The sequence below is a fragment of the Acidisoma sibiricum genome (assembly GCF_057837225.1).
The window spans coordinates 2,203,831-2,225,574 of the sequence record NZ_CM174445.1 but is presented as its reverse complement, the minus strand read 5'-3'; the positions used below and the strand labels follow the sequence as shown (position 1 = coordinate 2,225,574).

Sequence of the window (21,744 nt, the reverse complement as noted above, 5' to 3'; positions counted from 1 at the left end):
TCAGAAGTAAGGGATGGATGCTGGACGCTCCATGCTCTAGTGTCCGTAATTACATCGCAATCGTCCAGGAACGCGTATGGACCCCCTGTCCGACATCCTCTCGCTACTCCGCCCGAACAGCTACGGGTTCCGCGGCCTCGATGCCGGCGGCGATTGGCTGCTCGCCTTCGCGCGCGATGACGGCGTCAAATGCTATGCGATCCAGTCCGGCGCCTGCTGGCTCGCGATGGAGGCGGCCGCGCCGATGCGGCTCGAAGCGGGTGATTTCGTGCTGATACCGGGCGGCCGTGCCTATCGGCTGTATAGCGCGGCCGACGCGCCGCCGATCGACGCCTTCCGCTTCTTCCCCGCAATCCCGGCGGGCGAGACGGGGGTGCTGAATGGTGGCGGCGACGTCGCGGGCGTCGGCGGCTATTTCGGCTTCGAGGGCATGCATGCCGAGCTGCTCCTCGGCATGCTGCCGCCGATCGTGCATATTCGCGCCGAAGCCAATAAGGCTGGCTTGCGCTGGTCGATCGACCGGCTGATGCGCGAATTGCGCGAGCCGCAGCCCGGCAGCGCGCTGATCGCCGAACATCTGGCGCAGGCCCTGCTGGTGGAAGCGTTGCGTCTGCATCTGGCGGAACATGCGCCGCACAGCACCGGTTGGCTCTTCGCCCTGGCCGATAAGCAGATGAGCGCGGTGATCACGGCCATGCATGCCGAGCCAGGGCGCAAATGGACGCTGGAGGCGCTGGCGCGGGTCGCCGGCATGTCACGCTCAAGCTTCGCGCTGCGCTTCAAGGAAACGGTGGGCGAGCCGGCGATGGATTACCTCACCCGCTGGCGGATGATGGTCGCCTCCGACCGTCTCGCCAATGGCGGCATGCCGATCGTGCTGGTGGCGCCCACCGTCGGCTACGAATCCGAAAGCGCCTTCGGCGCCGCCTTCAAACGCGTGATGGGCTATTCGCCCCGGCAGTTTGCGAAGGCAAGCGCGGGCTAGGCGCTCTGGCGGCCCAATCCGCGGCCGGCGTCTATCGCTCCCGGCGGCAATGGCGAGGCCGCGCCGCCGTCCACGTCGGATTGCCCTCCGGCGAAATCTACGCCAGCAACTGCGTCGGCTCACCCTCCTGCGCCAGCAGCTACACCACGATCAGCAAGTCCCGCTTGAGCGTGATTTGGCCTTTTACTCTCACCACGAGCGACGCCATCACACCCTCCATACGCCAGTTGCTGAAAGTAAGGTAAATTTCAATTACCTTCAATGAGAGGTATGGCCCGGGTCACAGAGCAGCATGGGCTTTGCCGTTGAATGAGCTGAGGCGCGCGGCTATATTACTGGATATAAGCTGAGGTCTGCATGAGCAATGCACAGAAGCGGGCGATCCAAAGTTACAGATCTCGACTGACCGCGCGCGGATTGGCGCGGTTCGAGGTTTTGGGACGCGAAGCGGACCGGGACCTCATCCGGTCGCTGGCGCGCCGTCTGGCCGAGGATAATGCTGAAGCGTCCCGCCTCCGCACGATGGTCACTCAGACCATCACCGGCGAGACGCCGCAGAAAGGCGGCATCCTGCGGGCCCTGATGGCGTCACCGCTCATCGGCTCCGAACTCGACCTGTCCCGCCCGCATGAGGACGGGCGCCAGGTCGATATCTGATGCGTTACTTGCTTGACACGAACATCGTCAGCAATTTCACTAAGCCGGTGCCATCTGATGCTCTGATCGCCTGGATGGCCGAGCAGTCGGATGAGGACCTGTTTATAACGTCTCTGACACTGGCAGAAATCCGCCGCGGCGTGCTGGAGAAACCGCCCGGCAAGCGACGTGACCAACTCGACGCTTGGTTCAGCGGTCCGCATGGGCCGCAGGCGCTGTTCGCAGGCCGCATTCTCCCTTTTGACGCACAGGCCGGCCTTATTTGGGCAAGGCTGATGGCTGACGGAAAAGCGGCTGGCCGACCGCGCAACAGCCTCGATATGATCATCGCGGCCATTGCAGAGGCCGAAAACTGTATTGTCGTGACCGACAACGCGAGAGATTTTGCGGGAATCGAGATCATCAACCCGATGCGGGAGTGAGTAGCATGGTAACATCAGGTCGGTGCGGTCAATTGCTCCAACACAAACAATAGCGGCCTCAAATGCCCGTTGATTGGACGGATATAGAAAACGACATAGTCGTCGCGAATTACTTCGAAATGCTTGCACTTGATCTTGCAGGGCAAACATACAACAAAGCACTCCGCAATCGCACTCTACAAACTCAGATCAAACGCACACATGGATCAATCGAGTTCAAAAATCAAAACATCAGCGCTGTGCTGAAAGGGCTCGGTGAAGACTGGCTTCTTGGCTACAAGCCTGCATTCAATTTTCAAAGCTCCCTTGTGGACGCCGTAGTGCGATGGTTGGACTCGCATGGTGAATGGATAGCGCGTGTGCCCGTGCGCCATACATCTACTCGTGGTTACTACCTTGAGGAAGAACGAACGCTGTGGATCGGGCCGCCGCCGACCCAGAGCAATCAACTCCCGCCTAACGAGCTGGAGCGGATGTCACTGATCGCACAAAAATTCGACGTAGCGGCGCGTGATGCGCGAAATAGGGCGCTTGGCCGCTTAGGTGAAGAAATGATCCTGACACACGAAGATGCCGTTCTTCGTGGTGAGGGAAGACCGGATTTGGCCCGCGAAATCAGATGGGTCGCAGAAGTCGATGGTGACGGCGCAGGATACGATATTCGAAGTTTCACCGCCGATGGGCGAGAGCGCCTCATCGAGGTCAAAACTACGAATGGTTGGGACAGGACGCCTTTTTATTTGACGCGCAACGAAGTCAATGCTTCCCAACAATTTCATGATGACTGGGCGCTAGTCCGGTTGTGGAATTTCTCCAGAACGCCGAGAGCGTTCGAGATACGCCCACCCCTGCAAGCGCATCTCTCGCTCATCGCTACAACCTATCAAGCAACTGTGTTGTAGGTTGTCCCCTCACTCCCACTCTATCTTCAGGGTCGGATCTGACGAACTGCTTTATATAATGAAAACTTCCTTCTCTCGGAAATCTTCCGTCATCCAGACCATCCGATGGGCGCGGCTCTTGATTTCAAAAAAGAATTTAGCCGCTCAAAAATTACTCGCCTTCGCGGCTATCGATGTCAACGGCAAATTTCTTACGATCCACTATTTGGACCGCTCGACCGACGTGACCCATAACTACCGTCAGCGCCACAGATGATAAACTGAGAGAACTCTATAACCAAGGGTTTAGCGCTCAATCGCCTCGCAATCAATTCGGCCAATCGATGGTAGTCGATTCTTAGCTCTTCGGGCCCTCTAAGACTCTGAACCAGTCGCGAATAGCAAGCTTTAGACGGTCGACTTCGTCCTCTGCCAGCACGCCGCAGTGTGCGATGGTTCCGCGCAGCATGTTTAACGCTGACAGCACTCTGGAGACCGCAGACTGGTTGCTCAGCATGCCTGCGAAATCAGACCAGTTATCCCGGATGATATCGCCAAGCTGACCGAAGGTGGTGTAGTCAATATCGTCTTCAGAACGCACCGATACGCCAGCCTGAGCCTCGCGGCTACGATTCTTACGCGCCTCCTCAAGCACACCTGTCGGAACGTGCGTGTCCCACCACTTCGCACCATGTGCCGCCTCCATCGTTTCGACGATCAAGCGACGGATATCGTTCTCCAGAAGGTAGAAGATCTCGTAATATCGGGACATACGCGCGGCATTCTTGCGATTGGATAGATCGAACTGCTTGATGAATGGCTCTAGATTTTCGTCGTCTAGCACACTGGGAAGGCTCGAACGTTCAGTATTATACTCAGTCAAATTCGCCCTAAGGGCCGTCTCAATTACGGCACACTTGAGCAGGAACAACTCAATGGTGTGCTCACTCATGCGAGGAGGTTGGCCTTAAGGCTTCGGAATATGGCGTTGTAAACCTCGACATTCGTGGTCTCAGGCAGAACGACGTTGATGTTATAGGCAAGGTGAAGCCCAGCAGTGGCGCGGAGGCCGTTTTTCTCTTCGACCCGTGACGGGGGTTCGTCGGTTTGCGCACTATCGGTCGTTTGAGCCGAGGAGGGTACGTCCTCACGCGCTGACTTGGCCGTTTCTTGAAAAGCCTGAAAGGTCGCCAAAATGTAGCGAACGATGCTCTCTTTTTTCGGCAGTCCGGTGATCGCCACTATCACGTCAATCAGCGTCGCCTCGTCCGCTCGGTGTGCGTATTGGTTACGCCGAAATATCTCGCCAAATCCGCTGCGGAGCGCCTGCAACGCGGCTGCCGGCCTGCCAGCTTCGGTCTGAAACTGGCTGTAGAGTTCTGTTGGCACACCGCTTTGATTTAGGAGGCCAGTCGACTTCAGTATAGGGATAATTGGGCGAGCGGCACCGCCAGAGGCCCCCATCACAGTCCCAAGAAAATCGGTATTGAATACGCTAGGCTTCTCCGACGTCGGGATTTTCTCCAGAACGCGTTTCAGTACACCGGGGCTGGATGTATAAGGAAGGCCTCCAGGAATCTTCCGACGCGCCGACTTTTCGGAGGATGAGGACGCTGCTGCGCTTTCCGATCCAGATACCAAGTTCCCCCACCCCCAGCATTTGCCATTGTTGTACTAGAAGTATAGCAATGGCAAGTAGTGATTCAAATCAGTCCCGAAAGGGGATGCGCCGCTTACGCAGAGCTTAGGCAATCCGATCACAAGGCACTTGGATCATGGACCCGCGATCGCTTAGCATGCAGTGATCGCGCTCTCGGAACCACCATGCCCACAACAGAAATTGGAGTCCTTCCATTGCTTGAGCTGAGCTTTGCTCAGGCCATGGCCGCGAAGACGTCAGACTTAAGGTTTCGATTTGACGCTAGTTTTTTGAGGACACTTTTGGGAGCAAGACGACTATCGTAAAAACGTTATCAAAATATTTTGCTATCCTCAGTTCCATTTCGCGCCGTCAGGCACAGCCCTTTGAAAAAGAATGCCTTAGAAAATAACCGATCCAATTGAGAATTGGTGGCAGATAATCAAAGAACTATCCCATACCCCTCTATAATTTTTGCGCTATTTCTCTCTAAAGCCCTCGACTTTACCTGCCCCTCACTCCCACTCAATCGTCCCAGGCGGCTTGCTCGTGATGTCGTAGGTCACGCGGTTGATGCCGCGGACTTCGTTGACGATACGACTGGCAACGCGGGTGAGGAACGACACCTCAAACGGATAGACATCGGCCGTCATGCCGTCGGTGCTCGTGACCGCCCGCAGCGCACAGGCGAGATCGTAGGTGCGGCCGTCGCCCATCACGCCGACGCTGCGCACAGGCAGCAGCACGGCAAAAGCCTGCCAGATGGCGTCATACAGATTGTTCAGCCGCAGCTCTTCCAGAAAAATCGCATCGGCGCGGCGCAGCAGGGACAGCTTCTCGCGCGAAATGGCACCCGGAATACGAATGGCCAGACCCGGCCCCGGGAAGGGATGGCGGCCAACCATGCTATGCGGCAGGCCGAGTTCCAGGCCCAGCAGGCGGACTTCGTCCTTGAACAGTTCGCGCAGCGGCTCCACCAGCTTCATGCGCATGCGCGCGGGCAACCCGCCGACATTGTGGTGCGACTTGATGGTGACGGAAGGGCCGCCCGTAAAGCTCACGCTTTCGATGACATCCGGGTATAGCGTGCCCTGCGCCAGGAAGTCGGCACCGCCCAGCTTGGCGGCCTCTTGCTCGAAGACATCGATGAACAATCCACCAATGATCTTGCGCTTGCGCTCGGGGTCATCGACGCCCTCCAGCGCGCCCAGAAACATCTCGGACGCATCGCGATGGATGAGCTTAATGTTGAAACGATCACGGAACAGGGCAACCACCTGATCGGCCTCGTTCTCGCGCAGCAAGCCGTGGTCGACGAAGATGCAGGTGAGCTGGTCGCCAATCGCCTCATGGATCAGCGCGGCGGCGACCGCTGAATCGACACCACCAGACAGGCCGCAAATGACCCGGCCGCCGCCCACCTGCTTGCGGATGGTGTCGATCTGGGTCTGCCGAAAACTCGCCATGGTCCAATCGCCGGTGCAGCCCGCGACGCCATGGGTGAAGTTGCGGATGATGGCCGCACCATGCGGCGTATGGGCCACTTCCAGATGGAACTGCACGCCATAGAAGCGGCGCTCGTCATCGGCAATCGCTGCAAAGGGCGAGCCGTCGCTGGTGCCGACGGGGCGGAAGCCAGGCGGGATTTTCGTCACCCGGTCGCCATGGCTCATCCACACCTGCTCGCGCGCGCCGATCGTCCAGGCACCCTCGATCCCGTCGAACAGCGCGCAGCTATCGGTGACCTCCACATAGGCGCGGCCGAATTCCCGGTGGTCATGCCCTTCCACCAGGCCGCCCAGCTGCGCGCACATCGCCTGCTGGCCGTAGCAGATGCCCAGCACCGGCACGCCCATCTCGAAGACGATTTCCGGCACGCGGGGCGAGACTTCTTCCGTCACGCTAGCCGGGCCACCGGACAGGATAATGCCGCGCGGCGCGTAATCGGCGATTTTCTGCGGATCAGTGTTGAAGGGCCAGATTTCGGAATAGACGCCGCTTTCGCGCACGCGGCGGGCGATCAGCTGCGTGAACTGGCTGCCGAAATCGAGGATGAGGATACGGTCTGCGGTGATCTGTGCCATGTCGCGATATGAACCTCTGCGCCGCGGGAGGCAAGCGATTCGCGCGCAAACCTCCCAGCAAAGGGAAGCAGGAAGGCCGTTCCTTTTCTGGAGAAAAGGAACGTCGTTGAGATAGAAAAATTTTGGCTCTTTTTTATAAAAAAGAACACGCTTTTCTAATTCGGCAGCAAAAGCCGCTCGATCGGGTCCCATACGAAGGCCGTCTGCGGCTGGGTCTCTCCGCCCACGCGCACCATGCCTTCAACGGCGCGAACCCCGCCCACGCGCTCATAGAACCAGCGGCTGGGATTCTGGCTCAACACCCACACGAAGAGGCTGCCGCAGCCCCGCGCCGCCAGGTCCCGGGCCGCCGCCCGCATCAGCGCCCGCCCGACCCCCTGCTCGCGGAAATCATCCAGCACATAGAGAGTTTCGATCTCACCATCGGCGATGCTGCCCTGCCGGACGGGGCTTGCGGTGACAAAGCCGATCACTTTGGGCGGCAGTGGATCTTCCGCACCCGCGACGGCGACATGGACGATGTGATCGGTGCGGATCAGGCGGGAATAGTACAGCTCCTGCTGATCGGGCGAGAGATGGGTCAGCGTCCTATCCGGCAGCATGCCGGGATAGGCGCTGCGCCAGGCGGCGACATGCACCGCCGCAATTCCGGCCGCGTCCGTTACCCGGGCGGGCCGGATCAGCGTCATGTCCGTTCGAGCAGGGCGGCGAAGAAACCGTCCGTGCCGTGCTTGGCCGGGGTCAGCTGCACCACGCCGTCCCGCGCCAGCCGGGCGGCCTCTGGCCGGCCGGGTGCCACGGGCGCAAAATCGGGATTGGCGGCCAGAAAGCGCTGCACCTGTTCCTCATTCTCCGCCGGCAGGATCGAGCAGGTCGCATAGACCAGCCGCCCACCGCGACGCAGAAAGCGCGAGGCGTCCTGCAGAATGGTCGCCTGCTTGGCGACGAGTTCCGACAGGTCTTCCGGCGTCAGCTTGCCCCGCGCATCGGGGTTGCGGCGCCAGGTGCCGGTGCCCGTGCAGGGCGCATCGACCAGCACGCGGTCATAGGTCTCGCGCCGGCGCTTGGCCCATTTGCCGTCAGCGGCGGTCAGCAGATGCTGCTCCACATTATGCACGCCCGCGCGGCGCAGGCGGCGCACGGCGCCATCCAGACGCGGGGCCGAGGTATCGGCCGCCAGGATATGGCCCTTGTTCTCCATCATCATGGCAATGGCCAGGGTCTTGCCGCCGGCGCCGGCGCAATAGTCCAGCACGCGCTGGCCGGGCTGCGGCTCGGCCAGCAGCGCCACGATCTGGCTGCCTTCGTCCTGAATCTCGACCAGGCCGCTCTGGAAGGCCTCGCCGGTCACCACCGGACGGCGGCCTTCAATGCGCAAGCTCCAGGGGCTCAGACGCCCGGATTTGGCGATGATCCCTTCCGCCGCCAGGGCGTCGATCGCCTGCTGGCGCGTGCCCTTCAGGAAATTGACGCGCAGGTCCAGCGGTGCCTGGGTCAGCATGGCCGCCATCTCGCGCTCCGTCTCCGGCCCGAACCGGGCTTCCAGGAGCGGATAGATCCAGTCCGGCACTTCCAGCCGCACGGCGGGCGGCATGGCCGGATGCGCGATCGTATGATCCTTCAGGCGGCGCAGAATCTCCGCCTCCTCGGCCTCCAGCGGCTGCGGCCCATAGCGCCCGCCTGAGAACATGGCGCAGACATCGCCGTAGATCTGGCCACCCAGCACGGCCGCCGCACTCACCAGCAGGCGGCCGCTGGGTGTGCCCTGGGCGCGCTCGATCCACCAGGTCAGGCGGCGATGCTGGCGCAGCACGGACCAGGCCTGGTCCGAGACCGCGCGGCGGTCGCCGCTGCCGATATAGCGCCGGCTGCGGAAAAAATCATTCGCCACCGCATCGGCAGGTTTGCGGGGTGCGGCCGCTATCGCATCGACAAGCGCGATGGCGGCCTCGAAACGGGCATTGGGGGTCAAATCGGGCCGCCTATGAGATAAAGATCAATCGCGCCGGTAATTGGGCGCTTCGCGCGTGATCGTCACGTCGTGGACGTGGCTTTCACGCAGGCCCGCATTGGTCACCCGGCGGAAGCGGGCGCTGCGCTGCAGCTCCTCGATATCCGGGCTGCCGGCATAGCCCATGCCGGCGCGAAGTCCGCCCACCAGCTGATGCACCACGGCCGAGATCGGGCCCTTATAGGCGACCTGGCCTTCGATGCCTTCCGGCACCAGCTTGAGCTGGTCCTTGATGTCCTGCTGGAAATAGCGGTCGGCCGAGCCGCGGGCCATGGCGCCGATGCTGCCCATGCCGCGATAGGCCTTGTAGCTGCGGCCCTGATACAGAAACACCTCGCCCGGCGCTTCGTCGGTGCCGGCGAGCAGGCTGCCGATCATCACGGCACTGGCCCCGGCGGCGATGGCTTTCACCACATCGCCCGAGGTCCGGATGCCACCATCGGCAATCGCCGGCACGCCCAGCGCGCGGCAGGCGGCGGCGGTTTCCAGCACGGCGCTGAACTGCGGCACGCCGACACCGGCGACGACGCGGGTGGTGCAGATGCTGCCCGGGCCGATGCCGACCTTCACCGCATCCGCGCCGCTGTCGATCAGCGCTTCCGCGCCGTCCGGGGTCGCGACATTGCCGGCCACGACCTCAACCGAATTGGAAAAGCGCTTGATGATCTCGACCGAGCTGAGCACGCCGCGGGAATGGCCATGCGCGGTATCGACGACGATGACATCCACACCGGCCGCGATCAGCGCCTTCGCGCGCGCCTCGCCGTCCGCACCCACGCCGGTGGCGGCGGCCACGCGCAGGCGGCCGAGATCGTCCTTATTGGCCAGCGGATAGGCTTCGGCCTTGTCCATGTCCTTGACGGTGATGAGACCGACGCAGCGATACTGCGCGTCCACCACCAGCAGCTTTTCAATGCGGTGCTTGTGCAGCAGGCCGCGCGCCTCGTCGGGCTTGGCCCCTTCGACGACGGTCACCAGCCGGTCATGCGTCATCAGTTCGGAGACGCGCTGGCCGGGGTCGGTCGCGAAACGGACATCGCGATTGGTCAGAATGCCGACCAGCTTGCGCGTATCCTGTTCCACCACCGGAATGCCGCTGATGCGGTTGGCGGCCATCAGCGCGCGGGCTTCCGCCAGAGTGGCACCGGGATGGATGGTCACGGGGTCCACCACCATGCCGGATTCGAAGCGCTTGACCCGCCGCACCTGGGCGGCCTGCTCCTCAATCGAGAGGTTCTTATGGATCACGCCCATGCCGCCGAGCTGCGCCATGGCGATGGCCATCGCACTTTCCGTCACCGTATCCATGGCGGCGGCGACGACGGGGATATTGAGGGTGATGTTTTTGGTGAAGCGCGTCGCGGTGCTGACGGTGCTGGGCAAGACTTGCGAATAGTTGGGCACCAGCAGCACGTCGTCGAAAGCGAGCGCCTCCTCGACGGGCGGGCGGGTCAGGACCTGCCGGCGAATGTCGAGTGCCTGTTCCATCGAATTGTCGGGGGTCAAATCACTGGATGCCATGGCCTGCCTCTACTGTCCCTGCGAAACCTTGGCGCTGCCGCATACTCCGCAGCGTGCTGCGGTGCAAGGAAACCCTGCGCATGGCAGATCTGGCACGGTGCCCGCATTCCAGATCCGCCTACGGGTTGCACCCGCATCCATCCTACCAAAATGTTACGTCGCGTTAAGGTAGAGGAGCGGCCGAGACTCATGCGGAACGGCATCTGGACAACCGGGGGCTTTGCCCTCCTTCTCGGCAGTCTCATCGCCGGTCTGCCTGGCGGCCCGGCGCGGGCGCAAAGCTCAAACAGTGGAGCGGCCATCGGCGCCAGCCAAACACTGTCCCAGCCGGCCCCGGTGCCCACGCCCTCCGACACTTTCCCTCAGGTCGAGCACCTGTTCGGTGACTGGGGCGGCATCCGCACCGATCTCGGGCGGCTCGGCATCGATGTCCTGCTCGATTATACGTCTGAGACCGCGGGCAATGTCTCAGGCGGCACGCGCCGCGCGCTGGATTATGCCGATCAGCGGGCGCTGGAAATCGATATCGACTGGCAGAAGCTTGCCGGCATCCAGGGCTTTGCGACGCATTTCGTGGCCGTCAACCGCGCCGGCAACAATGCCAGTGCGGCCTTCGGCGACAATCTGCTGCCCGCGCAGGAGATCTACGGCGCCGGCGGCAATGTCGCCTTCCATCTCGTCTATATGTATGGCGAGGAAACATTGCTCCGCGGCAATCTCGATATCGCCGCCGGCTACTGGCCGGTGGGTTCGGATTTCGCGGCCTCACCGCTGTTCTGCGACTTCATGCAGAACGCCGTCTGCGGCAATGCCAAATCCATCACCGGCGCCAATGCCGGCTTCTCCGCCTGGCCGGATGCGACGCTGGGCGGCCGCGTCCGCGTAAAACCCACGGCGCACACCTATATCCAGATCGGCGCCTGGGGGGTCGATCCCTATCTGTACACTGTGCCGCAGGACCGCTCAGGCTGGAACATCGACGCGTCACGCTATGACGGCGTCGAAGTGCCGGTCGAAGCCGCCTGGGAGCCCTCCTTCGGTCCGGCGGGGCTCATCGGCCATTACAAGCTGGGTGTCGCCTATAGCAGCGCGCCCTACGCAAGCTTCGAGGGCGCGGCGGCGGGTGAGACCGGGCCTGAAAAGCGGGACCGCTGGCAGTTCTGGGCGGAAGCCGACCAGATGCTGATCCGCCAGGGCAAGGGTGATCAGGCCGGGCTCATCGGTCTCGCCGGCTTCATCCATAATAACCAAAGCACCATGATCTATCATAACGAGCTTTATGCCGGCGTGGTTGACCAAGGCTTCTGGCATGCCCGGCCCGAGGACGCGATCGGACTGATGGTCATCTACCAGACGGTGAGCGGTCAATTGACCAGCGCCGAGCGGCTGGATCAGGAATTCGGCCTGCCCTACACGAACAGCGATACCGGGGTGACGGCGACGTCCGTGCAGACGAATGAGGAAGTGCTGGAAGCCAATTACGACATCCATGTCTATCGCGGCGTCAACCTGATGCCGGACTTCCAATACATCATCCATCCCAATGCCCAGACCGATATCCCGAATGCGGTCGTGCTGGGCCTCAAGGCGCATGTCGAATTCTGAGAATTTACCTTCATGCGGCGGCGCGGCGCCATATGAGGGTGAAGAGGCGTCCATCGATGACCAGCAATCCGCCGGTGATCAAAGCCATGCCAGCGAACTGCGCGACCCCCAGCCTTTCGCCGAGAAACAGGCCATTGAGCAGCACGCCGCTGACCGGCACCAGCAAGGTGACGAGGGAACTGTTCACCGCCCCGCCAGCCCCCAGAATGCGGAAGAACAGGATATAGCCGAAAGCCGTGCAGACCAGGGCCAGACCCAGCAGCGCGCCCCAGGTGACCGCACCCGGCATCGCGAGCCGCCAGGGCTGGTCGAATACCAGGGCGATCGGCAGCATCATGACGCTGCTCGCGACCGTCTGGCCGAAGGCGCCCATGGCCGGCGCCACCCCCAGGCGGCGGAAGCGCCGCCCGAAAACACCCGCCAGACCGTAGGAGAATGCGGCACCCAGGCAGGCCAGCATGGCCGGCAGGGCGAAGCCGGCGCGCGCCAGAAAGCCGCCGCCGATGAGAACGAAGACGCCGCCAAAGCCGAGCAGAATACCGCCCAGCTTCCGCGGCGTGATCTTCTCATCCGCCGTCAGACAATGGGCCAGGATGATGGAGAAAATGGGCGTCGTCGCGTTGAGAATGGATGCTAGCCCACCGCCGATCCGCGTCTCGCCCCAGAACAGCAGCGTGAAGGGAACGAGGTTGTTCAGCAGCCCCATGCCGAAGAACGCGCGCCAGACCGCAGGGTCGCGGGGAAAGCGGATGCCGCGCATCGCCAGATAGGCAGCCAAGGCCAGGGCCGCCAGGAACACCCGGCCGAAGACGAAGGTCAGCGGCGGCAATTCCTGCAGGCCCAGCTTGATGAAGAGGAAAGACCCGCCCCACAGGACAGACAGCAACAGCAGCAGAGCCCATTCCCTGGGTCCCATTCCCGGCGCTGCCTGCATCTGCCTATCCCCGCATCCTGATGCCGCCAGCATGGCCGATAGTACGCCGCGACGCTCGCCACATACGGACATCATCACCATGCGCCAGCCGCACCTGGCCGGCCGCACCTGGCCGGCCGCGCGTCGCGGCGAGACCCGCTCTGGCGGCAGGGACCGCATCCCGCTATCTCCACCGCGGAGCAGCCGCGACAGAGGATGAGGAAACCCGAGATGGCGACAACGCCTCCCGCTGTGCCCGGGCATGGCCATGCCCGCTTCCTCACCGGCTCGATCATGCGTCATGTCACCGTCATGGCGCTGACGGGCGGCATCGGCATCATCGCCGTCTTCGCGGTCGATCTGCTCAATTTCTTCTATATTTCGCGCCTGGGGGAAAAGCCGATCGCCGCCGCCGTGGGCTTTGCCGGCGCCATCGGCTTCTTCCAGATTTCCATCGGCATCGGGCTGACCATCGGCATCGGCGCCGCCTTCTCCACCGCCATCGGCCGGGCGGACGGTATCAGCGGCAGTGCGGCCCCGCGCATCGCCACCACCAGCCTGATCGCCATGGCGGTGATCACCCTGGCCCTGGGCCTGTTCACGGCCGCCGCGCGCGACCCCCTGCTCGATCTTCTGCATGCCGAGGGCGAAACCAAGGCCATGGCCGCCACTTATCTCCTGATCATCTCTCCGGCCTTGCCGCTGATGATTCTAGGCATGTGCGCGGGCGCCCTGCTGCGCTCGGCAGGGTCAGCCAGGCGGGCGATGAACGTCACGTTGTTCGGCGCCATCGCCGTCGCTGTGATGGACCCTGTCTTCATCTTCGCCCTGCATCTGGGGCTGGAGGGGGCGGCCATCAGCACCGTCATCTCCCGCGGGCTGATGGGGTGCCTTGGGCTTTACTACGTCCGTCGCCAGGGGCTGCTCGGCCGGCCGGATTTCGCGCGCGCCTGGGCCGATCTCACCGAGGTCAGCCGCGTCGCCATCCCGGCCATCCTCACCAATCTCGCGACCCCGGTCGGCTCTGCCTATGTCACCCATACCATGGCGCGGTTCGGCGTCGCCGCCGTCGCCGGCCAGGCGGCAATCGATCGCATCATGCCGGTCGCCTTCGGCGTGCTGTTCGCCCTCACCGGCGCGGTCGGGCCGATCATGGCGCAGAATCTCGGCGCCGGGCGCACGGACCGGGTGCGGGAGACGCTGCGCAGCAGCCTCATCTTCATGATCGTGGCCGTGGCGGTGGCCTGGGCGGTGCTGGCCAGCGTGCAGAACCTGCTGGCGCTCGCCTTCCAGTCCCATGGCGTCGCGGCCGCTCTGCTGCATCTGTTCTGCACCTGGATCGCGGGCACGGCGATCTTTATGGGCGGCCTCTTCGTCGCCAATTCCGCCTTCAACAATCTCGGCCGGCCGGGCTATGCGACCGTGCTGAACTGGGGCCGCGCCACGCTCGGCACCATTCCCTTCGTCCATATCGGCGCGCAATACGGGCCGCTCGGCGTGCTGGTCGGCCAGGCCGCCGGGTCGGTCGTCTTCGGCCTTCTCGCCATCATCCTCGCCTTCTGGACAGTCGATCGGCTGCACAGGGACACGATGGGCCGCGTGCCGGAACCCATCATCGCCGTCCCGGGTGGACGCAATGCCGCGAGCAATCTGGAAGTCGAGTAGCGACCTCCATCTGTGACCAGACGGCGACCGGCCGGAGACATAGCGCCCCCTCTCTGCCTTTGCCCGCTCCACGCCGGACGCGGATCTTGTTACTTGCATAATGATAGTGACAACGGTTATGACGGGTTACTTTCAACCTGAAAGTCACCTCATGCGCCGCAAGACCTTCAGCACCTCGACCTGTCCCGTCGCCCGCAGCCTGGAGCGTGTCGGCGAATGGTGGAGCATCCTCATCCTGCGCGACGCCCTGCTCGGCCTGCGCCGCTTCGACGAGTTCGAGCAAAGCCTCGGCATCGCGCCAAATATGCTCACCCGCAGGCTCAAGGGCCTGGTGGAATCCGGCATGCTGGAGCGGGTGCCGTATCAGGATCGTCCGGCGCGCTATGAGTACGTGCCGACCGCGGCGGGCCGCGATTTCCGGCCCGTGCTGTGGTCGCTCATCGCCTGGGGCAACCGCCATTTCGCACCCGAAGGGCGCAGCGTCATCCTGCAGGACACGCGCACCGGGCAGGAGGCCGATCCCATGCTGGTCGATCGGCGCAGCGGGGAGGAACTGGTGCCGCCGCGTTTCCGCGCGGCCGCCGGCCCCGCCGCGCCTGAGCGGACGCGCCTGAAATACGGGCGCCAGCGGAATGAGACGGAGACGGCGTCATGAGCGGCCAGGCCAGCGTCACCCTGCCGCGGGATACGCAGGCGGAGGCCAAGGCCGCCGCCCGCGTCCGCGGCCGCAGAACGCGACCCGCCCTTGTGCTGGCGGCCCTCGCGGCCATCGCCGGTGGCGTCTGGTATGGCTATGACTGGTGGACGGTCGGACGCTTTGTCATGTCAACGGATGACGCCTATGTCGGCGGCGACGTGACACCGATCAGCGCCCATGTCTCAGGCTTTGTCGCCAAGGTCCTCGTCACCGACAATCAATATGTCCAGGCGGGCCAGCCGCTGATCCGGCTAGATCCTGTCGATTTCCAGGCCACCGTCGCTCATGCCACCGCCGTGGTGGCCGAACAGACTGCGGCGCTGGCCACGCTGCAGGCGCAGCTCGTGCTCCAGCAATCGCTGATCGCGGAGGCAGAGGCCAATATCACGGCGCGCCGCGCGACCGTCACCTTCGATATGGAGGATTCGCGCCGCTATCAGACGCTGGCCAGCACTGCCGCCGGGTCACGGCAGGATGCGCAGCGCGCCAACACGGCCGTGCAGGCCGCCGCGGCCGAACTTGCGGCGGCGAATGCGCGGCTCGCGGGCGCGGTACAGCAAGTCACCTTGCTGCAAAGCCAGATCGGCACGGCGAAGGCCCGCATCGCAGAAGCGGAAGCCGATCTCCGCACCGCGACCCTCAATCTTGGCTATACCGAACTCGACGCGCCGATTGCGGGCTATGTCGGCAACCGGTATGCGCAGCAGGGCGCCTATATCACGGCGGGCACCGCACTTCTGTCCGTGGTGCCGTCAACGGGGCTTTGGGTCGACGCGAATTTCAAGGAAGATGACCTCGCCCAGATGCGGCCGGGAGATGATGCGACCATCGTCGCCGATGTCCTGCCGGGCCGGCAATTCCATGGCCGAGTAGAAAGCCTGGCACCCGCCACCGGCGCCGTCTTCAGTGTCATTCCGCCCGAAAACGCGACCGGCAATTTCACAAAAATCGTGCAGCGCGTGCCGGTGCGCATCAGGCTTGATCATGCGGCCGCCAGGCTGGGGCTGCTGCGCCTGGGACTGTCCACCACGGTCGCGGTCGATATCCGCGCGGATAAGGCGACCACGCCGTGAGTGCCGAGGACAGCTTCGGATTCCGCTCCGTCCTGCCGTTTGCCATCATGTGCGTCGGCATGTTCGTGGCCCTGCTCGATATCCAGATCGTTGCCTCATCACTGCAAGATATCGGCGGCGGCCTCTCCGCGGCCCAGGACCAGATCAGCTGGGTGCAAACCTCCTATCTGATTGCGGAGATCATCATGATCCCGCTGTCAGGCTGGCTCAGCCGCGTCTTTTCCACGCGCTGGCTTTTCACCGCATCCGCCCTCGGCTTCACGCTTTCCTCCATGCTCTGTGGCCTCGCCTGGAACATCGACAGCATGATCATCTTCCGCGCGCTGCAAGGGCTGCTCGGCGCCTCGATGATCCCGACGGTCTTCACCTCCTCCTTCCATTACTTTCAGGGTGCGCGGCGGATCTATGCTGCGGCGGTGGTGGGCACCATCGCTTCCATCGCACCCACGCTTGGCCCTGTGATCGGCGGCTATATTACCGACGCCGCAAACTGGCACTGGCTGTTCTACGTCAATCTCGTACCGGGCCTGCTGGTCGCACTCGGCGTTGGCCTGCTGGTCGATATCGACAAGCCCGATCTCAGCCTGCTGCGCGACGCCGACTATGCCGGCATCGGGCTCATGGCGCTGTTCCTCGGCACGCTGGAATATGTGCTGGAAGAAGGCACCCGCTGGAACTGGTTCAGCGACGAGACCATACGGATCTGTGCCGCGACCTCTGCCGTGTCTGGCCTGCTCTTCATCGCCCGCAGCCTGACCTATGCGCATCCGGTGGTCGATCTGCGCGCGCTGACCAACCGCAATTTTCTGCTCGGCTGCATCCTCTCCTTCACCACCGGCATCGGCATCTTCTCGACCATCTACCTGACGCCGCTTTTCCTCGGCTATGTGCGGGGCTTCTCGGCCTGGCAAACGGGCGAGGCCGTCTTTTCAACCGGTGTCGCCTCCCTCGCCGGGGTGCCGGTCTATATCTATCTGGCCAAGCGCTTTGATGGGCGCTGGCTGATGATGTTCGGCCTCGCCTGCTTCGGCTTCGCGATGTGGAGCTTCACCTTCATCACCAGTGACTGGGGTGGCGATCAGTTGCAGATTCCGCAATGGATACGCGGCTTTCCGCAGGTCTTTGCGGTGGCGCCGGCCGTCACCCTCGGCCTCGGCAGCCTGCCGCCGGAGCGGCTGAAATATGCGAGTGGATTGTTCAACATGATGCGCAATCTGGGGGGCGCCGTCGGCATCGCGGTCTGCGGCGCCATCATCAACAGCCGCACCAATGCCCATTTTCTCGATATCGCCTCCAACCTGACGGAGGCGCGGGCACCGGTGGATGGGCTGCTGGCCGGGATGACGCGCCAGTTCACGCCCCTGCTCGGCTCACCGGCGGCGGGAGACGCGGCGGCGCTGCAGCATCTGCACGCGATGGCCTATGGGCAGGCCGCCACCATGGCCTATGCCGATGCCTTCCGCGCGGTGATGCTCGCCTTCGTGATCGCGACCCCGCTCGTGCTGCTCATGCGCCGCGTCGCAGCCCCCGCCAAACCGCTAGCCGACGCGCATTAGAGACCCGATACCTCATAGGGTGACCGGTCAAGCATATCCCGCAGCCGCAGGATGTCGCCGTTCATCGGCCGGTCATCGGCATATTCGGGCACCAGCGCGCGAATGGCGCGCCGCAGACCTGCCGTGGCCGGCGCGGGCGCGCAATCCGGCTGGCAATCATAGGCCTGGGCCGCCGCCAGCAGCTCAATCACCAGCACGTCGCGGAGATTGTCGAGAATGGCGAGAAGCTTGCGTGCCGCGGGCGTGGCATGCGGCAGCATATCCTCCTGCAGGGCCGAGGTGATGCCGCCGTCCAGGCTCGCGGGCAGCGACAGGCGCCGGTTTTCCGCGACCAGCGCGACCGCGGTATATTGCGCAATCATAAAGCCTGAGAAGACGCCGCCCTCGGCCGCGAGGAACGCCGGCAGGCCGCTCACCAGTGGATTGACCAGCCGGTCTATCCGCCGTTCCGAAACCGCGGCCAGCGTCGCTGCCGCCGGTGCCAGCGCATCGAGCGCCAGAGCAAGGCCCGAGCCCACGGCATGGGCTTCGGAGCGCACCACCGGCGCCTCCGGCGTGCCGCCCACGGCCGGATTGTCGGTGACGCTCGCAAGCTCGCGCGCGACCACCGTGGCCGCGGCATCCCAGGCGTCGCGCGCAGCACCATGCACCTGCGGCACAGCCCGCAGACTGAGCGGGTCCTGCGTGCGGCCGCCCAATCGGGCGGCCAGCATCGCGCTGCCCGCCAGCCAGTGGCGCATCGCACGCCCCACGGCCTGCAGCCCGTCCGACTGGCGCAAGGCGAGCGTCGCGGCGTCAAAGGTGCCGGCCTGGGCCCCGAGGTTTTCGTAACTCAGCGCCGCGGCGGCATCCGCCCAATCGGCCAGGCGGCTCATACGGTCGAGGGCGACGGCAGCCAGGCCTGTCGCGCAGGGCGTGCCATTGACGAGAGAAAGCCCCTCCTTCGCCTCCAGCACGAGCGGCCCTCGGCCGATACGCGCCATCGCCTCCGCTCCGCTGATGCGAGTCTCACCGGCTATCGCCTCACCCGCACCGATGAGAACAAGACCGATCGCCGCCGCATGGGTGAGATAGCCAACCGATCCGCGCGACGGGATGACCGGCAGAATATCAGCCTCCAGCAGTGCCATCAGTGCGTCCACCACCTCCAGCCGCACGCCGGATGCGCCATGGGCGAAATTTGCGATCTGCGCCGTCATCACGGCGCGCGTTTCCACCCGCGCCAGGGGCTCACCCAGTCCGCAGGCATGGCTGAACAGGATGTTGCGCGACAGCGCCTGCTGCTGCGGCCGGCCGATCAGCACATCACACAGCGCGCCAACGCCGGTATTGATGCCGTAGCCACGAATGCCCTGTTCGGACAGCGCCTCCACGATGCGCCGGGCCTGGCGGATACGGCTGGCTGCAGCCTCCGACAGCACCAGCCGCGCGCCGCGCGCGACGGCAGCGATCTCGGCAGGCGTCAGAACACCGTCCAGCTGCACGTCCGGGTGCTGGTGGCCGCCATCAGAATGATCCGCGCACATAACCGGTCTCCGTCGCTCCGCCTGTCCGGCCCTTGTCGCGGAGCGCCAGACCGCTGGCAAGCGGCAAGCGAGGAGCGCGCTACTCCGGCTGCGTCGCCTTATGCGCCAGCAAGGCCATCAGCCGCCGGTCGCGCCAGGCCTGGCGCGCGCCCTGCTCCTCCAGCGGCAGCCTGTCGCGCTGCGCCGCATGCAGCCCGTCGATCAAGGGTTTGGACCAGGACGGCGTCTTGCTTGCCGCCATCATCGACTGGAAGGGGCCGCCGTAGCGCGCGCAGTAATCGGCGAGGCCCGCGGGGGCATTGAGGTCAATGGTCTCGAACGGCCCCATAAAGGACCAGCGCAGGCCCAGCCCCTCCCGCACGGTCGCGTCGATATCGGCCGGGTCGGCATAGCCTTCCTCCACCAGATGCATCGCTTCGCTAAGCAACGCGGCCTGCAGCCGGTTGAGCAGGAAACCCTCGATCTCCTTTTTCACCAAAGCCGGCACCATGCCGGCCTCCGTCATCAGCGCCCGCGTGCGCTCAACAACCCCAGGGTCTGTCCAGGGTGCCGGCCCCAGCTCCACCAGCGGAATCAGATAGGGCGGGTTGACGGGATGGGCGACCAGGCAACGCGCCCGACCGGCCAGGCCCTCGCTGAACAGGCTGGCGCGAATGGTGCTGGTGGAACTCGCCAGGATCGTCTCCGGTGCTGCCACCGCATCCAGGCGGGCGAACACCGCGCGCTTGCGCTCGACATCCTCGGGCCCGTTCTCCTGCACATAGACCGCGCCCTCCACCGCCTGTTCCAGACTGTCCGCACCATGCAGGCGATCCAGCATCGCCGTCTCGCTCTCACCCCGCAGCAGGCCGGCCTCGTTCAGTTCGGGCAGACGGGCGGCGATGAAATCGCGCGCGGCCGGCACGGCCGATGCCTGCGGGTCCCACAGCGACACGTCATGCCCGGCGCGGGCGAAGACGATGGACCAGGACCGGCCGATCAGCCCCGCGCCGATGATTGCGATTTTCGCCATTCTTGTTTCCTCCGCTGCACCGCTCTCGGCGTGTCAGTCTGTCTCGACCCTGGCATGGTCGCGGTAGCGTTGCCAGTTGCGCACATAGGATTGCGTGCCATCCCGCATGCGCGCCGCCTGTTCGGGCGTGACGTCCGCCACCACCTTGCCGGGAATGCCCTTGACCACGGAATTGTCGGGGATGACCTTGCCTTCGCCGACAAAGGCCATAGCGCCGATCAGGCAGTTGCGGCCGATCCGCGCACCATTGAGAATGACGGCACCAATCCCGACCAGACTATTCTCGCCGATGGTGCAGCCATGCAGCATGGCCTGATGGCCGACCGTCACCTGTGCGCCGATGTCCAGCGGAAAGCCCGGGTCGGTATGCAGAACGGCATTGTCCTGCACATTGCTGCCGGGCCCGATGGTAATGCGCTCATTGTCGCCGCGCAGCACTGCGCCCCACCAGACGGACGAATCGCGGCATAGCGTCACTTTGCCAATCACGGTCGCATTGGGCGCGATCCAGTAGTTTTCGTCCTCCGTCTCGACACACAAGCCTTGCAACGTCACCCGCATGAGGATGCCTCAACCCAGAAAGCGGCGTTCGGGGATGCCTTTGACGCCCAGGCCGTGGATCGCGAACAGATGACCCGCCATCGGCCCATCTTCCGGGAAGCGCGGTAGCGGCGGCCGCGCCATGGAGGTGACATACATCACATCCAGATTGGGACCGCCGAACATCACGCTCGTCACCTTCAGGACCGGCGTCTTGATGATGCGGTCGATCGTGCCGTCCGGCGCAAAACGCACGATCTGGCCGGAATAGACCGCTGCACTCCAGACATAGCCTTCCGCATCCACCGTCGCCCCATCCGGTGCGCCGCCGATATCCTGGAAGGACGCGAAAGCGCGTTTGTTGCTCGGCGTGCCGGTTGCCGTGTCATAGTCATAGGCGGAAATCTCGCCCGACCAGGTATCGGTGAAATAGAAGGTGCGCCCATCCGGGCTCCAGCACGGACCATTGGAGCAGATGATGCCGCCTTCCAGCTTATGGACGGAAAGGTCGGTATCCAGCCGATACAGCGCGCCGTTGGGCCCTTCCTCATTGCGGTCCATGGACCCCGCCAGGAAGCGGCCCTGCCGATCCACCTTGCCGTCATTCAGGCGCGTGCCCGGCAGATGGGCTTCCGGGTCATGAATAAGGCTCGTCTCACCGGTCTTGAAGTCCAGCGTATGAAAGCCGGTCTGCAGGGAGATGATGGCGCCACCCTTCTCGCGGAGCGTCATCGACCCGATATTCGACGGCACCGCCCATTCCTGCACTTCCGTGCCATGTTCGGTGCAGCGGAAGACCGTGTCGCCAAAACTGTCGATCCAATACAGCCGCTGCTCCTGCACATCCCACAGCGGCCCCTCGCCCAGGATGGTCTTGCAATCGACCAGCACGCGAATATCCGCGTCCTCGCTCATGGCGTCTCTCCCTTGTCTTTCTACGCGGCCTGTTCTTGTGAG

Annotated in this window: 20 protein-coding genes; 9 read left to right on the top strand and 11 right to left on the bottom strand. The window is 63.8% G+C overall.

Annotated features, from left to right (window positions below):
- The first annotated feature begins 76 nt into the window (after nt 1–76).
- From AC3G7M_RS10535 to AC3G7M_RS10520, 4 genes are all read left to right on the top strand, one after another.
- Complete coding sequence (locus AC3G7M_RS10535; RefSeq protein ID WP_489211800.1) at nt 77–985, top strand: AraC family transcriptional regulator; 909 nt, start codon at nt 77–79, stop codon at nt 983–985.
- A 357-nt stretch (nt 986–1,342) separates the two neighbouring features.
- Nucleotides 1,343–1,642 carry a hypothetical protein gene (locus AC3G7M_RS10530; protein WP_489211798.1) on the top strand — a complete coding sequence of 100 codons (300 nt, stop codon included), beginning with the start codon at nt 1,343–1,345 and terminating at the stop codon, nt 1,640–1,642.
- Entirely contained in the window at nt 1,642–2,064 is a 423-nt protein-coding gene (locus AC3G7M_RS10525) for a PIN domain-containing protein (protein ID WP_489211797.1), read from the top strand. The genes AC3G7M_RS10530 and AC3G7M_RS10525 overlap by 1 nt, the downstream gene beginning before the upstream one ends.
- 62 nt (nt 2,065–2,126) lie before the next feature.
- Nucleotides 2,127–2,966 (top strand): protein NO VEIN domain-containing protein, encoded by an 840-nt coding sequence (locus AC3G7M_RS10520; RefSeq protein ID WP_489211796.1) that lies wholly within the window; start codon nt 2,127–2,129, stop codon nt 2,964–2,966.
- Between the two features lie 337 nt (nt 2,967–3,303).
- Here the strand turns inward: AC3G7M_RS10520 and AC3G7M_RS10515 are convergent, their stop codons facing one another.
- From AC3G7M_RS10515 to guaB, 6 genes are all read right to left on the bottom strand, one after another.
- Entirely contained in the window at nt 3,304–3,897 is a 594-nt protein-coding gene (locus AC3G7M_RS10515; RefSeq protein ID WP_489211795.1) for a Swt1 family HEPN domain-containing protein, read from the bottom strand.
- Nucleotides 3,894–4,586: a DUF5343 domain-containing protein gene (locus AC3G7M_RS10510; RefSeq protein ID WP_489211793.1), complete on the bottom strand. Its 693-nt coding sequence runs from the start codon at nt 4,584–4,586 to the stop codon at nt 3,894–3,896. The genes AC3G7M_RS10515 and AC3G7M_RS10510 overlap by 4 nt, the downstream gene beginning before the upstream one ends.
- Before the next feature lie 513 nt (nt 4,587–5,099).
- Nucleotides 5,100–6,668: a glutamine-hydrolyzing GMP synthase gene (gene guaA / locus AC3G7M_RS10505; RefSeq protein WP_489211792.1), complete on the bottom strand. Its 1,569-nt coding sequence runs from the start codon at nt 6,666–6,668 to the stop codon at nt 5,100–5,102.
- A gap of 155 nt (nt 6,669–6,823) precedes the next feature.
- On the bottom strand, nt 6,824–7,357 hold the full coding sequence (locus AC3G7M_RS10500) for a GNAT family N-acetyltransferase (RefSeq protein WP_489211790.1): 534 nt from the start codon (nt 7,355–7,357) through the stop codon (nt 6,824–6,826).
- Nucleotides 7,354–8,640 carry an RsmB/NOP family class I SAM-dependent RNA methyltransferase gene (locus AC3G7M_RS10495; RefSeq protein ID WP_489211788.1) on the bottom strand — a complete coding sequence of 429 codons (1,287 nt, stop codon included), beginning with the start codon at nt 8,638–8,640 and terminating at the stop codon, nt 7,354–7,356. The genes AC3G7M_RS10500 and AC3G7M_RS10495 overlap by 4 nt, the downstream gene beginning before the upstream one ends.
- A 24-nt stretch (nt 8,641–8,664) precedes the next feature.
- Nucleotides 8,665–10,167 (bottom strand): IMP dehydrogenase, encoded by a 1,503-nt coding sequence (guaB, locus tag AC3G7M_RS10490; RefSeq protein ID WP_489216027.1) that lies wholly within the window; start codon nt 10,165–10,167, stop codon nt 8,665–8,667.
- Between the two features lie 222 nt (nt 10,168–10,389).
- On the opposite strand from guaB, the gene AC3G7M_RS10485 reads away from it, so the two are divergent.
- On the top strand, nt 10,390–11,805 hold the full coding sequence (locus AC3G7M_RS10485; protein ID WP_489211786.1) for a carbohydrate porin: 1,416 nt from the start codon (nt 10,390–10,392) through the stop codon (nt 11,803–11,805).
- A 10-nt stretch (nt 11,806–11,815) separates the two neighbouring features.
- Here AC3G7M_RS10485 and AC3G7M_RS10480 read toward each other — a convergent pair whose 3' ends face one another.
- Nucleotides 11,816–12,739 carry a DMT family transporter gene (locus tag AC3G7M_RS10480; RefSeq protein WP_489211784.1) on the bottom strand — a complete coding sequence of 308 codons (924 nt, stop codon included), beginning with the start codon at nt 12,737–12,739 and terminating at the stop codon, nt 11,816–11,818.
- Between the two features lie 210 nt (nt 12,740–12,949).
- On the opposite strand from AC3G7M_RS10480, the gene AC3G7M_RS10475 reads away from it, so the two are divergent.
- The 4 genes from AC3G7M_RS10475 (at nt 12,950) to AC3G7M_RS10460 (ending at nt 17,709) form a co-directional block, all read left to right on the top strand.
- Entirely contained in the window at nt 12,950–14,383 is a 1,434-nt protein-coding gene (locus AC3G7M_RS10475) for an MATE family efflux transporter (protein WP_489211782.1), read from the top strand.
- A gap of 151 nt (nt 14,384–14,534) precedes the next feature.
- A complete protein-coding gene (locus AC3G7M_RS10470; RefSeq protein WP_489211781.1) occupies nt 14,535–15,038 on the top strand; it encodes a winged helix-turn-helix transcriptional regulator in 504 nt (167 codons plus the stop codon).
- Complete coding sequence (locus tag AC3G7M_RS10465) at nt 15,035–16,153, top strand: HlyD family secretion protein (protein WP_489211780.1); 1,119 nt, start codon at nt 15,035–15,037, stop codon at nt 16,151–16,153. The genes AC3G7M_RS10470 and AC3G7M_RS10465 overlap by 4 nt, the downstream gene beginning before the upstream one ends.
- On the top strand, nt 16,150–17,709 hold the full coding sequence (locus AC3G7M_RS10460) for an MDR family MFS transporter (protein WP_489211779.1): 1,560 nt from the start codon (nt 16,150–16,152) through the stop codon (nt 17,707–17,709). The genes AC3G7M_RS10465 and AC3G7M_RS10460 overlap by 4 nt, the downstream gene beginning before the upstream one ends.
- Here AC3G7M_RS10460 and AC3G7M_RS10455 read toward each other — a convergent pair.
- From AC3G7M_RS10455 to AC3G7M_RS10440, 4 genes are all read right to left on the bottom strand, one after another.
- A complete protein-coding gene (locus AC3G7M_RS10455) occupies nt 17,706–19,235 on the bottom strand; it encodes an HAL/PAL/TAL family ammonia-lyase (protein WP_489211777.1) in 1,530 nt (509 codons plus the stop codon). The genes AC3G7M_RS10460 and AC3G7M_RS10455 overlap by 4 nt on opposite strands.
- A gap of 79 nt (nt 19,236–19,314) precedes the next feature.
- The gene (locus tag AC3G7M_RS10450; RefSeq protein WP_489211776.1) at nt 19,315–20,247 is read right to left on the bottom strand and encodes a 3-hydroxyacyl-CoA dehydrogenase; all 933 of its coding nucleotides are present in this window, start codon (nt 20,245–20,247) and stop codon (nt 19,315–19,317) included.
- Between the two features lie 33 nt (nt 20,248–20,280).
- Entirely contained in the window at nt 20,281–20,808 is a 528-nt protein-coding gene (locus tag AC3G7M_RS10445; protein ID WP_489211774.1) for a gamma carbonic anhydrase family protein, read from the bottom strand.
- A 9-nt stretch (nt 20,809–20,817) separates the two neighbouring features.
- On the bottom strand, nt 20,818–21,702 hold the full coding sequence (locus tag AC3G7M_RS10440) for an SMP-30/gluconolactonase/LRE family protein (RefSeq protein ID WP_489211773.1): 885 nt from the start codon (nt 21,700–21,702) through the stop codon (nt 20,818–20,820).
- Nucleotides 21,703–21,744 lie beyond the last annotated feature (42 nt).